We start from the raw sequence: 22372 nt of genomic DNA on the forward strand, positions 1-22372 counted from the left end.
ATGCCGCCCCCTCACCGGGGGCGGCATCCCGCGTTTCCGGAGCGCCTCAGTGCACCGAGAACCCGCCGTCCACGAACAGCGACTGTCCCGTGACGTAGGCCGAGGCCCTGCTCGCCAGGAACACCGCGGCCCCCGCGAAGTCCTCGGCCAGTCCGTTGCGCCCCACCATCGTGCGCGCAGCGAGAGCGGCCACCCGCTCCGGGTCCGACGACAGCCGCTGGTTGAGCGGCGTCATCACGAATCCTGGCACCAGGGTGTTGCAGGTGACTCCGTGCGGCGACCACGCCTCGGCCTGCGAGCGGGCCAGGGACTCCAGGGCACCCTTCGAGACCCCGTACGCGCCGCTCTGCACGAATGCCCGGTGGGCCTGCTGGGAGGTGATGTGGATGATCCGGCCGAAGCCGCGCTCGGCCATTCCCGGGCCGAAGCGGCGGCCCAGCAGATGGGGCGCCTTGAGGTTCACCGCCATCGTGGTGTCCCACACGTCCTCGTCGAGCTCGCTCATCGGCGGCCGCAGGTTGACGCCCGCGCAGTTGACGAGGATGTCGGGTTCGCCGAAGACCGCCGCGGCCTCGTCGCCGGCCGCGCGCACCCCCTCGCCGGTGCCGAGATCGGCGCTCACCCAGGCCGCTCGGCGGCCCTCCGCGGTGAGTTCGTCCACGGTCCGCACGAGCTCCGACTCCCTGCGGGCCACGATCACCACCTTGGCGCCCGCGCGGGCGAGGGCGTCCGTGATGCCCCGGCCGATGCCGGAACTCCCGCCGGTCACCACGGCGACCCGGCCTTCCAGCGAGAAGAGTTCGGAGAGATAGTTCTGCGACGTCATCCCCGTACCTTAGATAGATGGCCGGATCATGTACGGCGCGGGTCCCGGATTCGGAACGGTCGCGCGCCCTGCGATGCGGAACGCCCCCGGGATGGGATCCTGGTGGTATGAACATCTCCTTCCTGGACAACTGGCGCAAGCGCATGGGCGGTACGCGGGAGGCGGCTCTCGCCGCCGCCGTCGAGGCCGACCCGGAGGGTGTGGCCGAGCTGTTCGCGGAATGCGAGCTGCTACGCGCCCGGGCCGCGCAGTGCGGCCTCGAACTCGACGACAGTCCCGCCTCGTTGTCCGCGCTGGACCAGCTGCCGCCCATCTGGCGAGACGACCCGGAGGAGCTGCCCTGGGTGGGCAACGACGCCGGTCTCTACCTGGGGACCGTACTGGTGCGCACCGTCAGCGGGGCCGCCTGGGGCATCCTCGCGGGCGGAAAGCCCGTGGTGCGCCTGGCGTCCGGACGCGAGATCGATGTGGTCACCGCCGGCCTGGACTGGGCGATGTCGGGCAGCCCCGAGCTCTCGGAGATGTACGCGGAGTCGGCGGAGAGCGGCCCCGAGGCCAAAACGCGATAAACAGCCTTATGTGCCGCCGGTGCGTGTCGCCCCCGGCGTGCGTGTCCACCCCGGATAGTTTGCGCTGACCTCGACACCAGCGATAAGTGGGTAGGGCAGCGTATGGCCGTCGATCCGTTGATCGAACTGCGGGACGTCAACAAGCACTTCGGGACGTTGCACGTACTGCAGGACATCAATCTCACCGTCGGCCGCGGGGAGGTGGTGGTGGTCATCGGCCCCTCCGGATCGGGTAAATCAACGCTCTGCCGGACCATCAACAGACTCGAGACGATCGAGTCCGGCTACATCGCCATCGACGGGAAGCCGCTCCCCGAGGAGGGGAAGGGGCTCGCGGAGCTCCGGGCCGAAGTGGGCATGGTCTTCCAGTCGTTCAACCTCTTCGCCCACAAGACCGTGCTGGCGAACGTCTCGCTCGCCCAGCTCAAGGTCCGCAGGCGCAAGAAGGACGAGGCCGACCAGCGCTCCCGGGAACTGCTCGAACGCGTCGGGCTCGCCTCGCAGGCGGACAAGTTCCCCGCCCAGCTCTCCGGCGGACAGCAGCAGCGCGTCGCCATCGCCCGGGCCCTCGCCATGGACCCCAAGGCACTCCTCTTCGACGAACCCACCTCCGCGCTCGACCCCGAGATGATCAACGAGGTCCTCGAGGTCATGCAGCAACTCGCCCGCGAGGGCATGACCATGGTGGTCGTCACGCACGAGATGGGCTTCGCCAGGTCCGCGGCCAACCGCGTGGTCTTCATGTCCGACGGACGCATCGTGGAGGACCGCACCCCGGAGGACTTCTTCACCGCCCCGGAGAGCGATCGTGCCAAGGACTTCCTGTCCAAGATCCTCAAGCACTGACAGGGGGCACCGTGTTGCGTACGAAGAACCTCGCGGCCGCGCTGGCCTGTCTCCTGGTCGCCGTGTTCTCCGCAGGCTGTGGCAGGGACGGCAGCCCGCCGGTCAAGGGACCGAAGGCGGAGGCCCTGCCCCAGTACAAGGTCGACACCGGCTTCCAGCTGCCGGAGTCGAAGACGTGGAAGAAGGCCGAGCGGCGGGGCCACCTCGTCGTCGGCGCCAAGGAGGACCAGCCCTACCTCGGCGAGAAGGACCCCGCGACGGGTGTCTACTCCGGCTTCGACATCGAGATCGCCCGCATGATGGCCGCCTCGCTCGGCTTCGAGCCCGACACGATCCAGTTCCGGACCATCGCCTCCGCCAACCGCGAGACGGCGCTCCAGAACGGGCAGATCGACTACTACGTCGGCACCTACACGATCAACGACATGCGCAAGAAGCTGGTCGGCTTCGCCGGGCCGTACTACATGGCCGGGCAGGGCCTGCTGGTGCGCACGGATGAGAACGACATCAACGGCCCGCAGGACCTGGCGGGCAAGACCGTCTGCTCGGCCGCCGGATCCACGCCGTACCAGCGCATCGCCGCCGACCACCCCGAGGCCGACCTCGTCGCCTACGACACGTACTCGATCTGCGTCGACAACCTGCTGACCTTCCAGGTCGACGCCGTCACCACCGACGACGCCATCCTGCTCGGGTTCGCGGCCAAGGCGCCGGACGAGATGAAGGTCGTCGGCAAACCCTTCTCCGAGGAGCCGTACGGCATCGGTGTCCCGCGGAGCGACAACGCGCTGCGCTTCGCGCTCGACGACGCGCTGGAGGTCAACGAGAAGAACGGCAACTGGAAGAAGGCGTTCGAGGCGACCCTCGGACTGTCCGGCGTGCCCGCGCCGCAACCTCCGCCCATCGACCGCTACCCGGCGAACTGAGGGGCCGGCCACCACCATGGACGTACTGACAGACAATTTCTCGCTCTACGGCAAGGGCTTCCTCGGCACCCTGGAACTCACCGTCTACGCCTCGGTCCTGGCTCTGGTGCTCGGCTTCGTCATGGCGTCCTTCCGGGTCGCACCCGTCGGCTCGCTCCGGGTGATCGGCACGGTCTGGGTCGCGGTGCTCCGCAACACCCCGCTGACCCTGCTGTTCTTCGCCGTGCTGCTCGGCCTGCCGCGCTTCGGTCTGGTCCTGCCCTTCCAGGTCTTCGCGGTCCTCGCCCTCGGCTGCTACACCTCGGCCTTCATCTGCGAGGTGCTGCGCTCCGGTATCAACACCGTGCCCACGGGGCAGGGTGAAGCCGCCCGCAGCCTCGGCATGTCCTTCAGCCAGACCCTGGGCAACGTGGTGCTTCCCCAGGCCTTCCGGTCGGTGATCCCGCCGGTCGGGTCGACCCTCATCGCCCTCGCCAAGAACTCGGCGATCGCCGGGGCCTTCAGCGTCACCGAGCTGCTCGGTACGTACAAGCCACTCAACGAACTCGGCTACAGCATCATCTGGTCCTTCGTCTGGATCGCAGTCGGCTATCTGATCATCACCCTCGCCATCAGTGCGCTCTTCAACCTGATGGAGAAGCGCTGGGGAGTCGCCCGATGACCCACACCACCGCCTCCGCCACCGCGCTGTACGACATCCCGGGGCCCGCGACCCGCAAGCGGCACTTCCTCTACGGGGTCATCTCGACCGTCGTGATCATCGCGCTGCTCGGCTGGATCCTCTACCTGCTCTTCGACACCGACCAGTTCACCAGCGAGAAATGGACCCCCTTCACCTACAAGGGCATCCAGGAACTGCTGCTGCGCGGGCTCGGCAACACCCTCAAGGCCTTCGCCTACGCGGCTGTCCTCTCCCTGGCGCTCGGGGCGGTCCTCGCGGTGGGGCGGCTGTCCGACCACAGGCCGGTGCGCTGGATCGCGACCCTGCTGGTCGAGTTCTTCCGGGCGATGCCCGTACTGGTGATGATCTTCTTCATCTTCGTCGCGCTCAAGGTCCAGCCGCTGCCGGCGCTGGTCGCCGGGCTGACCCTCTACAACGGCTCCGTGCTCGCGGAGGTCTTCCGTACGGGGATCAACTCCGTGGAGCGGGGGCAGCGGGAGGCCGCCTTCGCGCTGGGGATGCGCAAGACACAGGTCACCACCCACGTCCTGGCCCCGCAGGCCGTCCGGGCGATGCTGCCCACCATCATCAGCCAGCTGGTGGTGGCGCTCAAGGACACCTCCCTCGGCTATCTGATCACCTACGAGGAGTTTCTCCACGCGGGCAAGCTGATCGCGTCGAACCTCGACTACGGCCTGCCGTTCATCCCCGTGGTCATGGTGATCTCACCCATCTACATCGGCATGTGCATGTTGCTCTCCTGGTTCGCCACCTGGGTGGCCAGACGGCAGCGGCGCAATCCGAAGACGGAGGGGACGGGTGTCTCCGCCGCCGAACCGGGGACGGTCCTGCCGGGCCGCCTTCGATAGACACCGGCGAGTCCGTCCGGCAGCAGCCGGTGATCACTTCCCGCACCGTCGCGGAACCGGGATGCGCCCCGGGGCCGTACCCGGTGGGGAGAAGGTCAGCTGCGTGCCGGCCGGAGCGAGGCCGTGGAGAGTGAGGGGGCGCTACCGAACAGTCCGCCGGAAGGAGGGCGGTCCCACGTGCCGGCAGGCGGCGTGGGACCGCCCTCCTTCCGCGCGTGGGACGGCCGCCCGTGCCACGCACGGAGGCCGGCCGGTCCACGACGGCGGTCAGCCGGTCGCGGGGCGGGTCGCGATGCCCTCAAGGATCATCAGGACGAAACGGGCACTCCCGTCACGGTCGGCCGGGCTGTTCTCCCGCACCCAGGCGGCCCCGCTCATCAGGTCGAAGAGCTCGTCGGCGGTGAGGTCCCCCCGCACCTGACCGGCGACCTGCGCCGCCCGCAGTAGGCGCGCCCCACTGCTGTGCATGGCGTTGCACGCGGCGTACGACGGAGTCCCCTCGTCGTACATGCTCCGGGTCAGGATGCCGACCAGTCCCCGGAACGTGCTGAAGTGCCGTACGGCCCTCCGCATCCACTCGGCCAGGGCGGCCAGGGGGTCCGGGGCGCCGGACAGTTCCTCGGCCCGGCCGATCAGCTCCGCCAGACCTTCCCTGGTCGCCGCCTCCACGAGCGACGCCCTCGTGGGGAAGTGCCGGTAGAGCGTGCCGATCGCGACCCCCGCCTGCCCGGCGATGTCCTCCAGCGAGGCGTCGGCGCCCTGCGATTCGAAGGCCTTGCCGGCCGCGGAGAGGATCGCGTCGTAATTACGGGCGCCGTCGGCACGCTTGGGTCGACGGGCGATGTACGGCTGGGCGTCCGGCACGGATTCCGCCTCCACTTGACTACCTGAGGGAGCCTCAGGTTAACTGCGGTCCGACATAACCTGAGGCTGTCTCACTATAGCCTCGACCGCTGGACGTGGAGGCACACCCATGACCGCAGACACCGTCCCCGACGGCGTTCCCGCACCCCGGGCACCGTCCAGGGCCTGGGGCCTCGCTCTCACGGCGATCGTCGGAGCGGAGTTCATGCTCCAGCTCGACGGCACGATCGTGAACGTCGCCCTGCCCACGCTCCAGGAGGACCTCGGGGTCTCCGTCACCGGCGGGTCCTGGGTCCCGAACGCCTTCCTGCTGGCCTTCGGCGGGCTGCTGCTGTTAGCCGGACGCCTCGGTGACGTGCTCGGCCACCGCAAGGTCTTCCTCGGCGGGATCGGCCTGGTGGTCATCGCCTCCCTGATCGCAGGCCTCGCCCCCGACCTCGAGGTCCTGCTCGTCGGCCGCGTGCTCCAGGGGGCGGGCGCGGCCGTCGCCGGCCCGACCGGACTGGCCCTGCTGACCCTCGCCTTCGAAGGGGAGCACCGCCGCCGCGCCTTCGGTCTCTACTCCACGGTGACCGGACTCGGCGCCTCCGCGGGCATGGTCCTCGGCGGTGTGCTGACCTGGCTGGGGGACTGGCGCTGGAGCCTGCTGGTCAACGTGCCCATCGGTCTGGCCGTCATCCTCATAGGCCTCCGCACGCCGGGGCTCAGGGACGACGCCACTCGGGCCCGGTCGCTCGGCCTGCCCAGCGCGCTGCTGGTCACCCTCGCCGTCACCTCCGGCGTCTACGGACTCGTGCACGCCGCCGAGAAGGGCTGGGGCGACGGTGCGACCCTCGGCTCGCTCGCCGCATCGGTGGTCCTGTGGGGCGTTCTGCTCGTCGTGGACCGTCGCGCGGCCGAACCCCTGCTGCCGGGCGCGATCTTCGCCGACCGGGCCCGGGCCGGAGCCTTCGTGAACCTGCTCCTCCTCGCGGCCGTGCTCACCAGCTTCCTGATCTATCTGGTGCAGTACCTCCAGAACGTCCTCGGCTTCGACGCCCTGGAGAGCGGATTCGCGATCCTGCCGTTCGGCGCCGCCCTGCTGGTGTCCACCCAGGCACTCACGAAGCTCGTCGCCACCGTCGATCTCCGGGTCCGTGCCGTGGTCGGCCTTCTCGTCGTGCTCGCCGGCATCGGCTGGCTGACCCCGCTGGACGAGCACAGCTCCTACGCGACGGGAGTGCTGCCCCAGATCGTGCTGATCGGCCTCGGGGTCGGTGTGGCGATCATCCCGTTCAACCTGGTGATCCTCACCACCGCGCCGCCCGAGCACGCCGGGATCGCCGCCGGTGTGCTGCAGACCGCACTCACCATCGGCGGATCGGTCGGACTCGCCGTACTCCTCATCCCCTTCACCGACGGCGCGGGAGCGGCGGACACCATCTCCCGTGTCTTCGTCTGGGCCTCGCTGATCACCGTGCTCGCGATTCTGGCGACACTCGCCTTCTGGTTCGGCCCGGGAGCGAGGAAGGCCTCCCCGGCGGCCGGAGGGTGAGGCGGAGGGGCCGGCGGGAGGAACGGCATCACACCTCAGGTCGCGGCGCGGTGGGAGGTGCGGGGTGCGGTGGGGAGCGGGGCCTGGGCGGTGCGGGTGACGTCGCCGATCAGCTCCACCACATCGGGGCCGTACGCCTGGGAGTTGACCACCTTCAGGAGCAGTACGAAGGACCCGTTGCGGTGCTTGCGCCGCAGCTTCTCGTAGTTGCGCATCAGGTAGCGCGAGGCGGCCTGGTTGGTGATGGCGCGCTGTCCGCAGAGCAGGAAGACGGGCCGGGCGTCCTGGCCGCCCGTCAGCCGGGCGAGCAGGACGTGCTCGGAGGTGCCCGGCTCCAGCCGGTAGCGCTCCGAGCCCACCTGGAAGGCCGCGCGGTCGGGGCCCGGTTCGGTCCCGGTGCTGATCTGAACGCCCGGAAGGAGCGACTGGAGGTGGGCCGCCATACGCCGGTTGGATCCCGGCCCGCCGACGCAGAACTCGGTACGTTCTCCGAAGCCCTGCTGGGCGGTGTCGTGGGACACGATCTGGGCGTGGGCCTCGCAGTCCTTGATGAGGGCGGAGAGTTCCAGCAGGGCGAAGACGTCGTGGCGGTGGACCGCGCCGTCACCGCCGGCGTCGCGGTTGACGACGAGCAGGCACTCGGAGTTCCCCGGGAGCCCGAAGAAGGCCTGCTTGCGGCGGAGCCCGCGCCGCCAGAGGTACGTACGGGCGACCCAGCCGAGGGCGGCGCTGATTCCGGCGGCTATGAGACCGAGCACGATGTTGCGTACGTCGTCATTCATGAGCGGGCATGGTAGCGGTCCGTTCGGACACCTGCCCGAAGCAGCCCTGACAGGTACGGCCGGTGCCCCGTTCCCCGCCGCCGACGGTGGGGAACGGGGCACCGGTGGTCACAGACGGATGATGACCAGCGCGGTGTCGTCGGTGTTGCCCGTGGGCGGCAGGAGGTCTGCCAGGAGGGCGTCGGCCAGCGTCTCGGGGTCCGACCGCCGATGGAGGACGAGGGCCCCGGCGAGGCGGGCCAGACCGGCGTCGATGTCCTCGTCACGGCGCTCGATCAGCCCGTCGGTGTACAGCACCAGGGTGGCGCCCTCGACGAAGGGCACCGTGGCCTCCGGGCGGGGGACGTGATGGGGGCGGGCGCCCAGCGGCGGGTCGGTCGCCCGGTCGAGGAAGACCACGGTGCCGTCAGGACCGAGCAGCGCGGGGGGTGGGTGGCCGGCGCTGCTGTACACGACGGTGTGAGTGCTCCAGTCGATGAAGGTCTTCACCGCGGTGGTCGACTCGGCGCCGTCGACATGGCGGGCGTAGAGCCCGAGGGCCTCCAGCGCACGTGCCGGGCCTTCGGCGACACGGGCCGCCGCGCTCAGGGCGCTGCGCAACTGCCCCATGACACATGCCGCCTTGAGGCCGTGACCGACGACGTCGCCGACGGCGACCGCGATGCGGTCACCGGGCAGGTCGACCAGGTCGTACCAGTCGCCGCACACGTTCAGGGTCCCGACCGCGGGCTGGTAGCGGACCGCGGCCCGGTGGTGCCCGACCGGAGTGGGGGCGGGAAGCATCGCCTCCTGCAGGGCCAGGGCGACCTCGCGATCGCGCTCGTGGGCCCGGCGCAGACGCTCGTTGATCTCCTGGAGTTCGCGGGCGCGGGTGTAGAGCTCGGCCTCCAGCACACGGGCGCGGTCGTCGTTGTCGGGCCCGCCGCCGTCGCGGGCCTGGATGAGCTCGGTGACCTCCTCGACGCGGTGGACGACCAGCATCACGTTTCCGTCCGGGTCGAGCACGGGCGCGTTGACGGGACTCCAATAGTGCTTCACCCAGTGGCCCGGCCGCTCGCGCTCCTCGATGTCGTACCGCACCAGGGCCATGGTGTCGCGCTCCCCGCCGGCCACCACGCGCAGCATGGACTCCCGGGTCTCCCGCATGCCGGCGGCGGCGGGATCGTTGGGGTTCTCCGGGAACACGTCGAAGATGTACTGGCCGAGCAGCTGCTCGCGTGTGCGTCCGGCCAGGCGGAGGAAGTCCTCGTTCGCGTCGGCGTACACCAGGTCGGGGGTGAGCAGGGCGACCATGCCGGGGAGGGCGTGGAAGACCGCCGCGTAATCGATCTGCGGTTCCCTCATGTGCTGTCCGCCTCGGTGCCGACCGGTACTGTGCGGTTCCACCTTAGGAGGAGCCGGGCCCCCGGGCGCGGGAGCGACCCCCTGGGGCCGGGAGAATCACCTGGGCGTCCACAGGAGGGCCCCGGAACGACCCGGGCGCGAGGCGCGCCGGCCGTCGTTCACGCGCGGGAGCGGCAGCGGTCCGTCCGGACACCTGACCGAGGCGGTCCTGACGGTACGGGCGGTGCGGCGCTACCCTGCGCGGACGATCCTTCACTGGAGGTACGGATGCGTCATTCCGTCGGCCGGAATGTGTCGTTCCTAAGCGTGATCGCTGTCATCGGCTCGCTCGGCGCCGCGGCCCCCGCGGCCTCGGCGCCACCCGTACCGCCTCCCAAGTCGCCGGTGGCGGTGGGATACGGGGGAGCGGTGTCGAGCGTCGACGCGGATGCCTCGGCTGCCGGGATCGAAGTGCTCCGAAAGGGGGGAAACGCCGTTGACGCGGCCGTCGCCACCGCCGCCGCGCTGGGGGTCACCGAGCCGTACTCGGCGGGCATCGGGGGTGGCGGGTACTTCGTCCACTACGACGCCAGGACGGGCCGCGTGCAGACCGTCGACGGGCGCGAGACCGCCCCGCGCAGCGCGGACTCCTCGCTCTTCCTGGAGAACGGGCAGCCGATCCCCTTCAACGACGCCGTCACCAGCGGCCTGGGCGTCGGCACCCCCGGCACGCCGGCCACCTGGGAGAAGGCGCTCGACGCCTGGGGCAGCAAGCCGCTCGGACGGCTGCTCGAACCGGCCGAACGGCTGGCCCGTGACGGATTCGTCGTGGACGAGACCTTCCGGTCCCAGACCGCGGCCAACCAGGCCAGGTTCGCCGACTTCCCCGCCACGTCCGAACTCTTCCTGCCGGGCGGACAGTTGCCCGTGACGGGATCGGTGTTCAAGAACCCCGACCTCGCCCGTACGTACAGGACGCTCGGCCGCGAGGGGGTCGACGAGCTGTACCGGGGCGACCTGGCCCGGGACATCGTCTCGACGGTGCGGAAACCGCCCGTGGACCCGGCGGCCACCCGAGTGGTGCGCCCCGGGGATCTGACTGCCGCGGACCTGAAGGCGTACCGCGCGCTCCGCCAGGCTCCGACGAGAATCGGCTACCGGGGCCTCGACGTCTACGGCATCGCACCCTCCTCGTCCGGGGGCACGAGTGTGGGTGAGGCCCTCAACATCCTGGAGTCGACCGACCTCTCGAAGGCGAGCACCACCCAGTACCTGCACCGCCTCATCGAGGCGAGCAGGATCGCGTTCGCCGACCGGGGACGCTGGGTCGGTGACCCGGCGTTCGAGGACGTGCCGACGCGGGAGCTGCTCAGCCAGCGCTTCGCGGACTCGCGCGAGTGCCTCATCAAGGACGACGCGGTCCTCACCAGCCCGCTCGCCCCCGGCGACCCGCGCGACCCGGCCCGCTGCGCCACCGGGGGAGAGGCCGCCCCGACGACGTACGAGGGTGAGAACACGACGCATCTGACCACTGCCGACAAGTGGGGCAACGTCGTCGCGTACACCCTGACGATCGAGTCGACGGGCGGCAGCGGCATCACCGTGCCGGGGCGGGGATTCCTGCTCAACAACGAGCTGACCGACTTCTCCTTCGCACCGGCGAATCCGGCGGTGCACGATCCGAACCTGCCGGGCCCGGCCAAGCGTCCGCGGTCGTCCATCTCGCCGACCATCGTGCTGGAGCACGGGAAGCCCGTCCTGGCCCTCGGATCGCCGGGCGGCGCCACCATCATCACCACCGTCCTGCAGTCGCTGACCGGGCACCTGGACCGGGGCCTGCCGCTGGTCGAGGCGATCGCCGCGCCGCGCGCCAGCCAGCGGAACTCCGCCACGACGGAGATCGAGCCGGGGCTGTGGGACAGCCCGGTGCGCGGGGAGCTGGAGGCCCTCGGACACGTGTTCAAGGCGAACCCGGAGATCGGGGCCGCCACCGGCATCCAGCGGCTGCCCGGAGGGCGCTGGCTCGCCGCCGCCGAAAAGGTGCGGCGCGGTGGTGGCTCGGCCATGGTGGTGCATCCGAGCGGCCGTTCCTGACGGTACGACGTCTGCATGGGCCTCGGGGCCGGTACGACGCTTCCGCGCGTCGTGCCGGCCCCGAGGCTGTGCAGCGGGGGGCCGCTCCGGCAAGGGAGGGCCCGCCAGTGCCCTCCGCGTCCAGTGAAAGGGCATCTCCCACGGTGCGTAAGCGCATGCTCGCCCTCGCCGCGGCCTCGGGCGCCGTCGTCCTCGCCGCGTCGGCCCTCCCCGCATCGGCCGAATCCTCCGCCGGCGGCCCGGCCGAGGGCACGGTCGGCGCCGCCGAGCTCCTCGCGCGGGTGAAGACCTGCAGCCGGATCTCCCACGGGATGTACCGGACGGACCAGGGCACCCCGGCGGACATCCCCGTGTGCGGGACGAAGGAAGCCGTGTTCTGGAAGGCGGACATGGACATCGACTGCGACGGGAGGACCACCACCGCATGCAACAAGAAGACGGACCCGTCCTTCCAGGCGCAGACGGCGTTCACGACGTCGGCCGGCAAGCCGCTGGACGCCGCCGCGCTGCCGTACATCGTGGTCCCGGGCCCCGGGCCGATCTGGAAGTACTCCGGGGCCGGAATCGTGGGAGGCGGGGTGGCCGCCGTCATCCACGACGGGAAGGTCCGGTACGCCGTCGTCGGGGACACCGGCCCCACCGGGATCATCGGCGAGGCGTCGTACGCGACGGCCCGGGAGCTCGGGATCGACCCCGACCCGAAGACCGGCGGCACCGCGTCCGGCGTCACCTACATCCTCTTCCGGAATTCCGAGGTGTCGCCCATCGAGGACCACGCGGCCGCCGTCGCGGAGGGCGAGGCACTCGCCCGGAAGTTCGTCGCAGGCAACTGACAGGCGGCTGACGGACGGTCGGCCGACGGCGGGACCCCGTCCCCGCGTTGCCGTCAGAACCGGGGGACCTCCCGCTCACGGCACAGGCCGAGTAGGGTCGCGCCCGTGACTCTCCAGGATTTCGCCCGCAGTGAGTACGTCAGCCTGACCACCTACCGGAAGGACGGCACGCCCGTCGCCACGCCCGTCTGGGCCGCGGCCGACGGCGGGGTGCTGTACGTCTGGACCCGGTCGGACTCCTGGAAGGTGAAGCGGCTGCGCAACGACAGCCGGGTCCGTGTCACCGTCTGCGACGTCCGCGGCCGGATCGCCGAGGGTGCGCCGAGCGCCGAGGGGACGGCCCGGCTGCTCGACGGCGACGGGACCCGCGCGGTGCGCAAGGTGCTCGCCCGCAAGTACACGTGGAAGTTCTGGCTCGTGGACTGGCCCGCCATGGTCGCGCGGCTCGGCAAGCGGCCCCACACGGGGATCGCCGTCACCCTCTGACGGGCGCCCGGCCCGGTCGCGCCCGGCCGCACCACGCCGGAAAAGCTCGCGTAGCCCGTCCGTAACACGCCTGCGGTCCAATGCCCGGCAGACTGGAATGCTCCAGTCCCGGGCGACCGGTGAGGGCGACGGTGACAGTGGATCAACATGAGCCGGATGTAAGGGCGTTCGCACAGTACCTGGGTGACCTGGCAGCCCTGCTCGACCCCGGGCGAGGCTGGTACGGGGTCTTCCGCGCGCGCGACCCCGAGGGCATGCGCGCCTGCTTCGACGGCGCCGAGGTGCCGCCCTGGGACGTGGTCGAGTCGCTGCTCCAGGACCTTGCCGCGGTGCGCGGCACCGCGTTCGCCGCGCGGGAGTCGGTACGGGCTGCCGCGCTGTGCGCCGCCTCCGCGGCCGCCTACGACCGGCGCCCGGGCGGGCGGCAGGCACTCGCCGACCGGCTGTCCGTGATGCTCCAGGAACAGACGTACGCGGCGCACCGGATGCGGGCCGCCGGTGCGGAGGAGGCCGGCGCGCGGGGCGGGGAGACGGAGGCGCTGGCCTGGGCGCGCGACGACCACGTCCGCGCCACGGCCCGTTGCTCCGAGCTCCGCAGCCGGCTGGCGGCGGTCGAGCGGACACCACCGGACGCCTGGTTCCGGGAGCAGCGGGCCGACGGCGCGGGCGTACCGGAGCGCGGCCTCGCCCCCGCGGTCCCGGGACCGCGCCGCCCGGAGGAGCCCCGGGCCCCTCGCGTGGACGCCCCCTCCGCGGTGGAGCCGGCCACGGGGAAGAAGCGCGGGAAGCCGCGCGGGGCACGGTTCGCCGGCCTGGAGGTCGAGGACGGCGCGCAAGCCGATCCGGTCCCCCCGAGCGGGCCCGTACCGGCGGCCCCCGCGCCGGACGCCGCCGCGCCGCGTGGGGCGCGCTTCGGCGCCGTACGGGCGGAGGAGGGCGCGCCGGGGGTCCCACGATCCGCGGAGCCCGACCCGGTCGCGCGCCGGGCCGCGGAGGACACCGTCGCGCTGCTCGGGCGGCTGCGCGCGGAGGGCCGCAGCGGCGAGGCGCACGTCGTGCTCTGCGAGGCGGCCGGCCGGCCCGCGGAGCACCTGCCCGTCCTCGCCGTGGCACTGCACGCGGCCGGTCTGGCCGCCGACTGGGCGACGCTGCTGTGGGAGGTGTCCTCCCTGCCGCCGGCCGGACTCGCCGCCGCCGCCGGTGCGCTGGCCGCCGCGGGCCGCGCGGACGACTGCGGGCAGCTGCTCCGCCAAGGGGTCGCCCGGCCCGCCGGCGAGATCGCCGATGCCGTGGTCGCCCTCGACCGGGCCGGACTGGAACCGGAGGCGCGCGCACTGCTGGGGGCGTTCGTCCGCGTACGGACCCCGCAGGACGCGGCGCGGATCGCCGAGGGCGGGCCCCGCCATCTGGTGCCCCAACTGCTCGCCGCGGCGCGCGAGGTGTCCGCGGCCCGGGAGTGGGACCTGGTCCACGCGCTCCGGGTGGCGGGCATCGCGGCGCCGTAGGAGCGCCGCCCGCCGCGCACCGTCGTCGGTGAGGGCGCGCGGTGACCCGTCAGGTGCGGCCCAGGAGGCCGCCGAGCAGACCTCCGACCAGGTCCCCGACCAGATCTCCGAGGGGGCCGCTGCCCGAGGCCGGGTCGTCGGGCTCCGAGCCCTGGCCGCCGTCACCGTTGCCGGCCGGGGTCTCGGATCCGGCGCCGGTCCCGGGGCCGGTGGAGGGCTCCGCCGTCGATGAGCCGCCGCCGCCCGCGTCCTGCGCGGGCGGCCCGGACGCGGAGGCCCTGGGGGGCGCGGTCGGCCGGGCGTCCACCACGGGGACGTCCGACGGGCCGGGGGACGCCCGGAGGACTTCGCGGGCGGTGGGCCCGGCGCTCAGGGACGGCCCGGCGGCGGCGAGTACCCCGGGACCGGTCGTCCCGTCGGCCGGTCCGGGGGACGGCGAGGCCGACCGGCTGCTGTCCGAGGACGGGGCCGGACGCGGTCCGGTCTCGCGGTCCAGGCCCATCGCCCTGGGCAGCCGCAGGAACGGCGCGCTGGAATCGCTCCCGATCAGCGTGGCGACCAGGGTCGTGGCGTAGCAGACACAGCAGAGCGCGGCGATGGTGCCCGCCCGACGCCAGGTACGGCTGCGCCGCCCGCTCAGGTCGAGGAAGACGGGGCCGGTGGACGGGGCTGGGACGCGGGTGGCGGGCCGACCGTCGGCCGACGTCGGCGGGGAGTCCGTGGCTGTCCTCGGGCGTTCGTCGGCCGGTGTGGGCGGGGAGACCGTGGTTGTCCTGGGGCCTTCGTCGGCCGACGTCGGCGGGGAGTCCGTGGCCGTCTCCGGGTCTCCGTCGGCCGGAGAGCCCGCGGCGCGGAGAACGTCGGCGGGATCGCCCGTGCTCCCGCCGCCCGCGCTCCCCTCGCCCGCGGCCCCTTCTCCCGTGCCCGCTAAGGCCTGTTGTCTCCGGCGTTCCCGTACCTCGTCCGCCGGCGCACTGGCTATGCCCACGTACCGTCTCCACTTCGTCGGCCTGCCGGGCCGCATGCCCGCAGGGCCCTCCATTGCCGGGGTCCACGTCGCATCCGTGCCGAGGAGGCCCGGCAACCGCGCCGGAACGATCCCGTCCCCTACCGGTTCGGAGCCGGCAGCTGTACGGATTGGTCGGATCGACCGGCAAACCGAACAACTGCCGACCGCGACCCCAGGGCGCGGCAAGCCCGCCGACGATGTCCGTCACCGGCGGGACCGGGCGGATCCGGCGCATGCCCACCACTCTCCCCGATCTCGAGGTGGCCGTGGTGGCTGTCATGTGAACTGCCGTCGCACCATGTCGACTTGATGTACGGAGATGGCGTGCGGGGTGTCCACTCCGGAGTGGAACGCACCTGTGAGGGGCACGGAGGTACCCGGCGGCCGGAGCCGTCGGAATCCTGCGCCGGCGTGCGCCCCCCGGGTGGGCTGTCCCGAGCTCCCGCGCCTGTCCTCGGCGGAGTGGGCCACGAGCGCTGGACGGGGCCCTCCGGGCCCTGTGGCCCATGCACATGGCCAGTGCGCACGGACTTGCGGAGAGATTTTCCGGCCCACCCTTTAGGGTCGGTCGAGGCATAACCACACAAGTGGTACATGTCCCCCCAGTGATGTGGAGGCACCACCATGCTTACCCAGGAGATCACTCTCACCGCGACCCCGGCGCAGGCGACCACGCTCAGCGCCCTGATGGCGGAGCCCGAGGCGGTCGTCAGCGACGCCCCGCTCTACACCCCCGAGGCCGCGGGCTTCCTGCTCGCGCTCCTCCTCCTGTCTCCCAAGGAGCCGAAGGAGCCCCGGGGCAAGTGAGTTCCCACTCCGCATTCGCCGAGGCGGCCGACGCCCTGGCGGTACACGTCCTCGGTGCCCTCGACGGCACCGGGGGCGCTGTGCAGCCGGCGCGGTACGTCGACGACGCCCCCGACACCCTCGCGGCGCTGGCCGCCGTCCGGGTGCTGGGTGCCGACGTCTTCAGCCCACACCTCCTGGCAGGCCAGGCGTTCGAGCCGCAGGACGCGGCCGTCGTCGTCAAGGCCTTCGACGCCTTTCCCGCGTCCGACACCACGGAAGAGGCGACCGTCGCCCGGCGCGACCACGCGACGGCGGTCCTGCTCGCCCGGCTCTCCCGTGACGACAGCCTGCGCGCACTCGCGCCCGAGCCGGCGGACGACGTGCTCCCCACCACCGGGGAGTGGAGCGCCTGGTCCGTCCGGATGGCCCAACTCGCCCCCCTGGCCACGCTCGGTCTCGACGGCCCGGTGCACGCGGCCGCCCGTGGCGGAGCCCTCCCGCTGAGCAGGGGATTCAGCCGGTCGATCCTGCGCCGTGACTTCCCCACGGCCGGACGCCTCGTCCGCTGGCTGGCCTGGCTGCGGCACGAAGGAGTCGGCCTGCCCCTGGACCCGGACGTCGCCGTGGAGCACGTGCACCTGGTGGGCGGAGCGGGTCCGCGCGCCGCCCTCGACCTGGCGATCGCACGTCACTTCCTCGAACGGTCTTCCGGCACGGCTCCTGAGGCGGCACGCACATGACGACGATCCCCGAGCCGGTCACCCGGGCGGCCCGCAGCATGGCGGACCGCGCCCTCTCGTGGCTGCACGCCAATCGCGACCTGGGCGGTCTCCCGCCCGGCACCACCGAGACGATGGCCGACCCCGACAGCGTCTACAAACCCCTGGGGGAGACCACACTCGCGGCCTCCCTCATCCTGCGGGACGGCGTCGCCGGACCAGGACGGCTGGCCGCCGCCCAGAGCCTGATGGACTTCACCTGGGAGCAGTTCCGGCACGGCGACATGATCTACGAACGCCAGCTGCGCCACACGCTGATGACCGACCCGCTGGAGATGTACGCCCCCTTCGTGCGCAGCGGCTACCGCCACGAGGAGCTCGACCGGCTCCTCGCGCACCGCTCCCGTATGCGGTCGGCCGGCAGCGTCGAGGTGCTGCCGAACCGGCGGCTCGCCGTCGCCAACGCCGCCCGTGTCGTCGGCCTGGACCACACCGAGGACATGAACGCCCTGGCGGCCGCCACCTGGCTCGGGGCACGGCCGGAGCCGTGGGCCATCAACTGGATCACGGCCTACGCGATGACCCACACGGTCTTCCACCTCACCGACTGGGGCGGGAACCCGGGCGGCCTGCCGCCCGAGCTCGCCGACTACGTACGCACCTGGCTCCCCGTGTGGATCGACGTATGGCGGGAGGTGGGCCAGTGGGACCTCGTGACGGAACTCCTCGTCGTCGGGGCCTCGATCGAGGACCCGTACTGCCGGCCGGAGGACTGGGAGGCCGTCGCGGCGCTCCAGCACGAGGACGGACTCGTCCCCCGGGACAGCGACCCCGTCGACGACGACCCCCAGCAGCGGTTCACGGACCATCAGCACACCGTCGTCGTCGCCGCCGTCGCCGGGTCCATCGCGCTCGCCCGGGCGGCTGAGCAGGGGTGAGGGCGTGACAGGACCGCCGTTGGCCGACCGCCTGGGCCCTCTCTTGGCGGCCGCCGGGGGCCCGGTGGCGGCGGTCGCCGCGGTGCGCGGCGCCGAGCGCGCGGTGCTCTTCCGCGGCCCGGTGGGCGAGGACAGCAGATTCGAGACCGGTTCGCTGACGAAGACCTTCACCGCCCTGCTGCTCGCCGAGCTGGCCGCACGGGGCGAGGTCCGCTACGGCGACCGTGCCGACCGCTACCTCCCCTTCAGGCTGCCCGGGCCGCCGCTCACCCTGCTCCACCTGGCCACCCACACCTCCGGCCTGCCCCGACTGCCTCCCGGGCTGCTGTCCCGGGCGGTCCGCAGCGGCTGGCTCAGCAACCCGTACGCGGGGTTCTCCGAGGACGACCTGCTCGCCTCCCTGCGCCGCACCCGGCTGCGCCACCGCCCCGGTACCAGGGTGCTCTACTCCAACTTCGGCGGCGCACTGCTGGGCCACGTCCTCGCCAGGGCGGCGGGCGGCACCGGGGGCGACTACCCCGCCCTGCTCGCCGACCGGATCACCGCTCCGCTCGGTCTGTCCCACACCGACTGCGACGCCGACACCCCTCAGATCACCGGGTACTGGCACGGCCGTCCCCGTCCGGCACTGCGGATGCCGGGGCTGGTCGCGGCCGGCGCGGTGCGCTCCAGCGTCCGCGATCTGCTGCACCTCGTCGGCGCCCTGCTCGACCCGGACTCCGTACCGGATCCCGCACTGCGCACCGCGCTGACGGAGGTGCAGCGGCCCCGGCTGGGCGTGCCGAGGACCGGGGCGCGGCTCTGCCTCGTCTGGAACCTCCGTCCGCGCCCGGACGGCGCGCTGCTGCACCACTCCGGGGGGACCCGGGGATTCACCGCCTTCACGGGGTTCCTCCCGGTCTCCGGCACGGGGCTCGTCGCCCTGACGAACACGGCGCCCACCCCGCTCGCCCCCTTCGTCCAGGCGGCGTACGGGACCCTGCACGCACTGGACGCCCGGCCCCCGGAGGGGTGTGGACCGCTCGGGTGCGAAACATGATCGACTCCGCCGGTTCACGGCGATGGTCTTGCCCCGTTGTGTGACGGGGCTTACGTTCTCCTCCTGTGCACCGTGTCTACGGGCGTAGAGATACGTAGAGGCTCTCTGACGCCGCGTCGAAGGAGCAGCTCATGTCCCACGTGGTACGCGCCGCGCTCGTCCAGGCGACCTGGACCGGCGACACCGAATCCATGATCGCCAAACATGAGGAACACGCGCGCCAGGCCGCCCGGCAGGGCGCGAAGATCATCGGCTTCCAGGAGGTGTTCAACGCCCCCTACTTCTGCCAGGTCCAGGAGCCCGAGCACTACCGCTGGGCCGAAGCCGTCCCGGACGGGCCGACCGTCCGGCGCATGCGGGACCTGGCCCGTGAGACGGGCATGGTGATCGTCGTGCCGGTCTTCGAGGTCGAGCGGTCCGGCTTCTACTACAACACCGCGGCGGTGATCGACGCCGACGGCTCGTACCTCGGGAAGTACCGCAAGCACCACATCCCGCAGGTCAAGGGCTTCTGGGAGAAGTACTACTTCAAGCCGGGCAACGTCGGCTGGCCGGTCTTCGACACCGCCGTCGGCAAGGTGGGCGTCTACATCTGCTACGACCGGCACTTCCCCGAGGGGTGGCGGCAACTCGGCCTCAACGGAGCCCAGTTGGTGTACAACCCGTCCGCCACCTCCCGAGGGCTCTCCGGCCACCTCTGGCAGCTCGAACAGCCCGCGTCGGCCGTCGCCAACGAGTACTTCATCGCCGCGATCAACCGCGTCGGCCAGGAGGAGTACGGCGACAACGACTTCTACGGAACGAGCTACTTCGTGGACCCGCGCGGTCAGTTCGTGGGAGAGGTCGCGAGCGACAAGGAGGAGGAACTCCTCGTGCGTGACCTCGACTTCGGCCTGATCGAGGAGGTCCGCACACAGTGGGCGTTCTACCGGGACCGCAGGCCGGACGCGTACGACGGGCTGGTGGAGCCGTGACCGGACTGCACGAGCGGCACCTGGCCGTCAGCCCCGAGTGGCTGGCGCTCTACTACCGGCACCCCCTGGAGCTCACCCACGGCGAAGGCCGCCACGTCTGGGACGCCGACGGCACCCGCTACCTCGACTTCTTCGGCGGCATCCTCACCACGATGACCGCGCACGCCCTGCCCGAGGTGACCAAGGCCGTCTCCGAGCAGGCCGGCCGTCTCATCCACTCCTCGACCCTCTACCTCAACCGTCCGATGGTCGAGCTCGCCGAGCGGGTGGCGGCGCTCTCCGGCATCCCGGACGCCCGTGTCTTCTTCACGACCTCGGGCACCGAGGCCAACGACACCGCCCTGCTGCTCGCCACCGCCCACCGGGGGTCGAACCAGATCCTGGCGATGCGCAACAGCTACCACGGCAGGTCGTTCTCGGCGGTGTCCGTCACGGGCAACCGGTCCTGGTCGACGACGAGCCTCTCCCCGCTGCAGACGCTGTACGTCCACGGCGGGGTCCGCACCCGGGGACCGTACGCAGAGCTCAGCGACGAACGGTTCGTCAAGGCGTGCGTGGCCGACCTGGAGGACCTGCTCGGACACACCAGGGGGGTGGCGGCGCTCATCGCCGAGCCCGTCCAGGGCGTCGGAGGCTTCACCGCGCCGCCCGACGGGCTGTACGCGGCGTTCCGCGAGGTCCTCGACCGGCACGGCATCCTCTGGATCTCCGACGAGGTGCAGACCGGCTGGGGGCGTACGGGCGACCACTTCTGGGGCTGGCAGGCGCACGCCTCGAGCGGTCCGCCGGACATCCTGACCTTCGCCAAGGGCATCGGCAACGGCATGTCCATCGGCGGGGTCGTCGCCCGCGCCGAGGTCATGAACTGCCTGGACGCCAACTCCATCTCGACGTTCGGCGGATCCCCGGTCACCATGGCCGCCGGCCTCGCCAACCTCTCGTACCTGCTGGAGCACGACCTCCAGGGCAACGCCCGCCGGGTCGGCGGGCTGCTCATCGAGCGGCTCCGGGCCCTCGGTGCCGGTCTTCCGGCCGTACGGGAGGTGCGCGGCCGGGGGCTCATGATCGGCATCGAGCTGGTGAAGCCCGGCAGCGACGACGCCGACCCTGACGCCGCCGCGGCCGTACTCGAAGCGGCCCGCGAGGGCGGACTGCTCATCGGGAAGGGAGGCGGCCACAACACCAGCGTCCTGCGGATCGCGCCGCCCCTCTCGCTCACCGTCGCCGAGGCCGAGGAGGGCGCGGAGATCCTGGGTGAGGCACTCCGGGCCGCGAGCTGAACCGGGCCGCGCCGGCCGGGAACCCCTGATCCGAAGCGAATGGAGCTGAGCTGTGGCACGCACGCTGATCACCGGTGGTCTGGTCATCACCGCGTCCGACGAACTCCACGTGGACGTCCTCGTCGACGAGAGCCAGGTCGTCGCCCTGGCCACTCCGGGAAGTCACGGGTGGACGGCCGACCGGGTCATCGACGCCCGGGGGAAATACGTCATCCCGGGCGGGGTGGACGGCCACACGCACATGGAGATGCCCTTCGGCGGCACCCTGTCCGCCGACACCTTCGAAACGGGGACCCGGGCGGCCGCGTGGGGAGGCACCACGACGATCGTCGACTTCGCCATCCAGCCGAAGGGCGGCTCGCTCCGGGAAGGGCTCGACGCGTGGCACGAGAAGGCCGACGGCACCTGCGCCATCGACTACGGCTTCCACATGATCATGTCCGACGTGAACGAGTCGTCCCTCAAGCAGATGGACAGGCTGATCGAAGCCGGCGTGACCTCGTTCAAGCTCTTCACCGCGTATCCCGGAGTGTTCTACTCGGACGACGGCCAGATCCTCCGGGCCATGCAGCGGGCCGGCGACAACGGCGGTCTGATCATGATGCACGCGGAGAACGGCATCGCCATCGACGTCCTCGTGGAACAGGCCCTCGCACGCGGGGAACGCGACCCGCGCTACCACGGGGAGGTCCGGAAGGCCCTCCTGGAGGCCGAGGCCACCCACCGCGTCATCCGGCTGAGCCAGGTCGCCGGTTCCCCCGTCTACGTCGTCCACGTCTCCGCGCGGGAAGCCCTGGCCGAGCTGACCCGGGCCCGTGACGAGGGCCTGCCGGTCTTCGGAGAGACCTGCCCGCAGTACCTCTTCCTGTCCACCGACAACCTGGCCGAGCCGGACTTCGAGGGTGCCAAGTACGTCTGCTCGACACCGCTCCGGCCGAAGGAGCACCAGGCGGCCCTGTGGCGGGGGCTGCGGACCGACGACCTGCAGGTCGTCTCCACGGACCACTGCCCGTTCTGCTTCAAGGGCCAGAAGGACATGGGCATCGGCGACTTCTCGAAGATCCCCAACGGCATGCCGGGCGTGGAGAACCGGATGGACCTGCTGCACCAGGCCGTGGTGGACGGGCACCTCTCCCGCCGCCGCTGGATCGAGATCGCCTGTGCCGCTCCGGCGAGGATGTTCGGCCTCTACCCCAGGAAGGGGACGATCGCGCCCGGCTCGGACGCGGACATCGTCGTGTACGACCCCGAGGCCGAGCAGACGATCTCCGCCGCGACGCACCACATGAACGTGGACTACTCGGCGTACGAGGGAAGGCGGATCACCGGGCGGGTCGAGACGGTGCTGTCGCGTGGCGTCCCGGTCATCGAGGGCGGCGCGTACGTGGGGCGCGCGGGACACGGGGCGTACGTACCCCGGGGGTTGTGCCAGTACCTGTGAGCGGGAGCGCGCCGGGCCCGCCCGGTTCAGCAGGCCGGCGGACCTCCCCCCGACCGGGTGGAGAG

General features: G+C 71.8%; 22 protein-coding genes. 17 read left to right on the forward strand and 5 right to left on the reverse strand.

All coding sequences use genetic code 11. The annotated features are described in order from the left end of the window. Window positions 1–46: 46 nt before the first annotated feature. Window positions 47–826, reverse strand: a complete 780-nt coding sequence (locus OG488_RS31125) for an SDR family NAD(P)-dependent oxidoreductase (protein ID WP_329234929.1) — start codon at window positions 824–826, stop codon at window positions 47–49. 107 nt (window positions 827–933) lie between these two features. Between OG488_RS31125 and OG488_RS31130 the strand changes: the two genes are divergently transcribed. From OG488_RS31130 to OG488_RS31150, 5 genes are all read left to right on the forward strand, one after another. Next, on the forward strand, window positions 934–1395 hold the full coding sequence (locus OG488_RS31130; protein WP_329234932.1) for a DUF6278 family protein: 462 nt from the start codon (window positions 934–936) through the stop codon (window positions 1393–1395). A 102-nt stretch (window positions 1396–1497) separates the two neighbouring features. Continuing rightward, window positions 1498–2241, forward strand: a complete 744-nt coding sequence (locus tag OG488_RS31135; RefSeq protein ID WP_329234935.1) for an amino acid ABC transporter ATP-binding protein — start codon at window positions 1498–1500, stop codon at window positions 2239–2241. Window positions 2242–2252: 11 nt separating this feature from the next. Next, window positions 2253–3167: a glutamate ABC transporter substrate-binding protein gene (locus OG488_RS31140; protein WP_329234938.1), complete on the forward strand. Its 915-nt coding sequence runs from the start codon at window positions 2253–2255 to the stop codon at window positions 3165–3167. Between the two features lie 16 nt (window positions 3168–3183). Further along, a complete protein-coding gene (locus OG488_RS31145; RefSeq protein ID WP_329234941.1) occupies window positions 3184–3828 on the forward strand; it encodes an amino acid ABC transporter permease in 645 nt (214 codons plus the stop codon). Then, complete coding sequence (locus OG488_RS31150; protein ID WP_329234944.1) at window positions 3825–4697, forward strand: amino acid ABC transporter permease; 873 nt, start codon at window positions 3825–3827, stop codon at window positions 4695–4697. The genes OG488_RS31145 and OG488_RS31150 overlap by 4 nt, the downstream gene beginning before the upstream one ends. A 267-nt stretch (window positions 4698–4964) precedes the next feature. Here the strand turns inward: OG488_RS31150 and OG488_RS31155 are convergent, their stop codons facing one another. After that, complete coding sequence (locus tag OG488_RS31155) at window positions 4965–5561, reverse strand: TetR/AcrR family transcriptional regulator (protein ID WP_329234948.1); 597 nt, start codon at window positions 5559–5561, stop codon at window positions 4965–4967. Between the two features lie 109 nt (window positions 5562–5670). On the opposite strand from OG488_RS31155, the gene OG488_RS31160 reads away from it, so the two are divergent. Continuing rightward, window positions 5671–7095 (forward strand): MFS transporter, encoded by a 1425-nt coding sequence (locus OG488_RS31160; protein WP_329234951.1) that lies wholly within the window; start codon window positions 5671–5673, stop codon window positions 7093–7095. A gap of 35 nt (window positions 7096–7130) precedes the next feature. Here the strand turns inward: OG488_RS31160 and OG488_RS31165 are convergent, their stop codons facing one another. Further along, the gene (locus OG488_RS31165; RefSeq protein WP_329234954.1) at window positions 7131–7877 is read right to left on the reverse strand and encodes a hypothetical protein; all 747 of its coding nucleotides are present in this window, start codon (window positions 7875–7877) and stop codon (window positions 7131–7133) included. A 108-nt stretch (window positions 7878–7985) separates the two neighbouring features. Then, on the reverse strand, window positions 7986–9221 hold the full coding sequence (locus OG488_RS31170) for a PP2C family protein-serine/threonine phosphatase (protein WP_329234956.1): 1236 nt from the start codon (window positions 9219–9221) through the stop codon (window positions 7986–7988). Between the two features lie 267 nt (window positions 9222–9488). On the opposite strand from OG488_RS31170, the gene ggt reads away from it, so the two are divergent. The 4 genes from ggt to OG488_RS31190 all read left to right on the forward strand — a co-directional run bounded on the left by ggt (window position 9489) and on the right by OG488_RS31190 (window position 14118). Next, the gene (gene ggt, locus OG488_RS31175; RefSeq protein WP_329234958.1) at window positions 9489–11294 is read left to right on the forward strand and encodes a gamma-glutamyltransferase; all 1806 of its coding nucleotides are present in this window, start codon (window positions 9489–9491) and stop codon (window positions 11292–11294) included. A 143-nt stretch (window positions 11295–11437) separates the two neighbouring features. Next, window positions 11438–12127 carry a glycoside hydrolase family 75 protein gene (locus OG488_RS31180; RefSeq protein ID WP_329234960.1) on the forward strand — a complete coding sequence of 230 codons (690 nt, stop codon included), beginning with the start codon at window positions 11438–11440 and terminating at the stop codon, window positions 12125–12127. Window positions 12128–12232: 105 nt separating this feature from the next. Beyond that, window positions 12233–12613: a PPOX class F420-dependent oxidoreductase gene (locus tag OG488_RS31185; protein ID WP_329234963.1), complete on the forward strand. Its 381-nt coding sequence runs from the start codon at window positions 12233–12235 to the stop codon at window positions 12611–12613. Between the two features lie 131 nt (window positions 12614–12744). Beyond that, on the forward strand, window positions 12745–14118 hold the full coding sequence (locus OG488_RS31190) for a hypothetical protein (protein WP_329234966.1): 1374 nt from the start codon (window positions 12745–12747) through the stop codon (window positions 14116–14118). A 49-nt stretch (window positions 14119–14167) separates the two neighbouring features. Here OG488_RS31190 and OG488_RS31195 read toward each other — a convergent pair whose 3' ends face one another. Continuing rightward, on the reverse strand, window positions 14168–15106 hold the full coding sequence (locus OG488_RS31195) for a hypothetical protein (RefSeq protein ID WP_329234969.1): 939 nt from the start codon (window positions 15104–15106) through the stop codon (window positions 14168–14170). Window positions 15107–15751: 645 nt separating this feature from the next. Between OG488_RS31195 and OG488_RS31200 the strand changes: the two genes are divergently transcribed. From OG488_RS31200 to hydA, 7 genes are all read left to right on the forward strand, one after another. Further along, window positions 15752–15934: a hypothetical protein gene (locus tag OG488_RS31200; protein ID WP_329234971.1), complete on the forward strand. Its 183-nt coding sequence runs from the start codon at window positions 15752–15754 to the stop codon at window positions 15932–15934. Next, window positions 15931–16656 carry a hypothetical protein gene (locus OG488_RS31205; RefSeq protein ID WP_329234974.1) on the forward strand — a complete coding sequence of 242 codons (726 nt, stop codon included), beginning with the start codon at window positions 15931–15933 and terminating at the stop codon, window positions 16654–16656. Before OG488_RS31200 ends, OG488_RS31205 begins: the two co-directional genes overlap by 4 nt. Further along, the gene (locus tag OG488_RS31210) at window positions 16653–17573 is read left to right on the forward strand and encodes a DUF6895 family protein (RefSeq protein ID WP_329234977.1); all 921 of its coding nucleotides are present in this window, start codon (window positions 16653–16655) and stop codon (window positions 17571–17573) included. The genes OG488_RS31205 and OG488_RS31210 overlap by 4 nt, the downstream gene beginning before the upstream one ends. Window positions 17574–17577: 4 nt before the next feature. After that, window positions 17578–18612, forward strand: coding sequence for a serine hydrolase domain-containing protein (locus tag OG488_RS31215; RefSeq protein ID WP_329234980.1), 1035 nt, complete (start codon window positions 17578–17580; stop codon window positions 18610–18612). 131 nt (window positions 18613–18743) lie between these two features. Beyond that, window positions 18744–19586, forward strand: coding sequence for a nitrilase-related carbon-nitrogen hydrolase (locus OG488_RS31220; protein WP_329234983.1), 843 nt, complete (start codon window positions 18744–18746; stop codon window positions 19584–19586). After that, window positions 19583–20866, forward strand: coding sequence for an aspartate aminotransferase family protein (locus tag OG488_RS31225; RefSeq protein WP_329234986.1), 1284 nt, complete (start codon window positions 19583–19585; stop codon window positions 20864–20866). The genes OG488_RS31220 and OG488_RS31225 overlap by 4 nt, the downstream gene beginning before the upstream one ends. Before the next feature lie 52 nt (window positions 20867–20918). Further along, window positions 20919–22307 carry a dihydropyrimidinase gene (gene hydA / locus OG488_RS31230; RefSeq protein ID WP_329234988.1) on the forward strand — a complete coding sequence of 463 codons (1389 nt, stop codon included), beginning with the start codon at window positions 20919–20921 and terminating at the stop codon, window positions 22305–22307. Window positions 22308–22372 lie beyond the last annotated feature (65 nt).

This window comes from Streptomyces sp. NBC_01460, from assembly GCF_036227405.1.
Classification (GTDB): domain Bacteria; phylum Actinomycetota; class Actinomycetes; order Streptomycetales; family Streptomycetaceae; genus Streptomyces.